Here is a 2,210-nt window from a genome sequence, read left to right on the forward strand (position 1 = left end):
CAACGCGGATGTGCCGCTTTCGGCGCCTAGGCGCCCTCCTCCTTCCCGTCCTCACCGCCGATGGACACGTCCTTCAGGCGGTACGACCGGCCCGTTATCTTGATCATCGCGCAGTGGTGGCACAGCCTGTCGGCGACCGCCGAGGCCGTGACGTTGCTGCCGAACACGTCGCCCCACCTGCCGACCGGCACGTTGGTCGTGACGATCGTCGACCGCTTGAGCGCATAGCGCCTGTTCACCAGCTGGAACAGCAGGTCGGCGCCCTCCTTCCCGATATCGAGGTAGCCCAGCTCGTCTATTATCAGCAGGCTGCAGTGCTCGTAGAACCGCATCCTGCGCGCCAGCGCCTCCTTCGCCGAGGCGTGCTTTAGGTCCTCGACCAGCCTCGAGCAGTCGGCGAAGTACACCTGCTTGCGGGCCATCACCGCCTCGTGGCCTATGGCTATCGACAGGTGGGTCTTGCCGACGCCCGGGCTGCCGACGAGCACGACGTTGTCGCCGCGGTCGACGAACTCGAGCGTGGCCAGCTGCTCGACCAGCCCGCGGGGCACACTCGGCTGGAAACCCCAGTCGAAGTCGGCCAGCGTCTTTATGTAGGGGAAGTTGGCCATCCTCGTGCGGCGCTCGTCGTCGGCGCGCCGCTTGAGGGCTATCTGGGCGTCGGTGAGCTCGAGCATGGCGTCGACCAGGCTCTTCCTCCCGTCGGCGACGAGCCTGACGTACTCGGGCACCGACGACGCCATGCCCTCGAGCCCCAGCTCCTCGAGATTGGCAGCCAGGCGGTTGAGCGGGCTGGCCTGCACGGCGGCGCTCACAGCGAGCCCCCTATCGAGTCGAGCAGCCCGAGGTTGGCGGCGGCCGCCGCCTCGATGTCGCCGGCGGCGTCGCCGAACCAGCGCTTCCCGGCCATGGCCTCGGCGTAGTGCGCCGGGTCGTAGGCCGGCCCGCCCGCCACGTGCGTCGCCACCAGCTCGCCGCCGACGTAGCAGTCCATCGCGCCGCCGGGCATGCAGACGATGCGGGCGGGCCTGCCGATGCAGCGCCTGGGCACCGACATGGGCTCGCCGTGCGCGCTGACCAGCATCGTGGCCGGCACCCTGGCCACGCGCACCACGTCGCCCATCGCCTCCTCGAGGGCGCGGAGGTTGCCGACGGGCAGCAGCGCGTCCTTCTCCTCCATGAACAGCGCGGAGGGCGGCAGCCCCGTGGTCTCGTTGGGCTCGGAGTTGCTGGCGTCCTCGATCCGCGCGATGATCTCGTCGATGTCGTCCCAGCCGTCGAAGTCGCCCTGGTAGGCCGCGAGCCGCGACAGGAAGCGGTTCGACGACTCGACCTTGCCCTTGGTCTGGGGGCTGCGCGGGCGGCACAGCTTCAGCTCGAAGCCGGCGGCCTTGGCGAACTCGTATGCGCGCTGGACCTTGAGGCGCCTGCCGCCCTTGACCGTCACCAGGGCGGACATGTTGTCCGTGACCCACTCGCGGGGCACGCCGCCGAGCCTCGCGATCGTGGCGTACATGCATCTGACCAGGTCGTCGGTCGTCCTGGTCCCCGACCGGATGAATATGTGCCTGCGGGAATGGCCCAGCGTCGCCGCGAACACGTTGAACTCGAACAGCTCGCCGTCGCGGTTCGCCATCCTGACCGACTCCTTCCAGTCGAACTGCAGCTGCAGCCCGGGCGGCGTCTCGAAGCGCGGGTGCGGTTCCGGGCCGGCGGAGGCCCCGACGGCGATGCCGTTCTTGCGCATGAACTGGGTGAAGGCGTTGTAGCCGGCCAGGTTCTCGCCGGGATACCTGTGCAGCAGCCACTCGTGGATGCCCTTCTTGGTGACCCCCGGCAGCTGCGCCTTGGCGGCCACCTCCTCGATGTGCGCGTCGAAGGAGCCCGCCCTGTCGGCGCGCCCGTCGCGGGGCCGGCCGCCCTCGGCCCTCCAGTACGCCGCCACGGTGTGCCTGTCCTTGCCGTAGCGCTTCGCTATGTCGCTGAAGTTGGGCTTTATGCCCGCTTCCCTGTACATGTCCAACTCTCCGATCAGGTTCTTCTCCGCCACGGCCGCTCCTCCCGAAAGCATCGTTCGCTTGTCGGTCGAAGCGTAAGCCCCGGCGTTGGTGGAAATGGTGAAAATGCGTTGGCGCGATTGGGGAAATTGCGTTGGCGGAATCGGCTAAAGTGCGATGGCGAAATTGGTTGTTTTTACAGTAGCGCTAACA

2 protein-coding genes are annotated in these 2,210 nt (G+C 68.0%); both read right to left on the reverse strand.

Annotation, left to right across the window (positions count from 1 at the left end):
- Positions 1 to 26: 26 nt before the first annotated feature.
- Positions 27 to 815 (reverse strand): IS21-like element helper ATPase IstB, encoded by a 789-nt coding sequence (istB, locus tag ABHU32_RS09950; protein ID WP_055285406.1) that lies wholly within the window; start codon positions 813 to 815, stop codon positions 27 to 29.
- Entirely contained in the window at positions 812 to 2,050 is a 1,239-nt protein-coding gene (gene istA / locus ABHU32_RS09955) for an IS21 family transposase (RefSeq protein ID WP_346979811.1), read from the reverse strand. The genes istB and istA overlap by 4 nt, the downstream gene beginning before the upstream one ends.
- Positions 2,051 to 2,210: the final 160 nt, after the last annotated feature.

This window comes from Collinsella aerofaciens (genome assembly GCF_039758965.1).
In the GTDB taxonomy this organism is placed as follows: domain Bacteria; phylum Actinomycetota; class Coriobacteriia; order Coriobacteriales; family Coriobacteriaceae; genus Collinsella; species Collinsella aerofaciens_BR.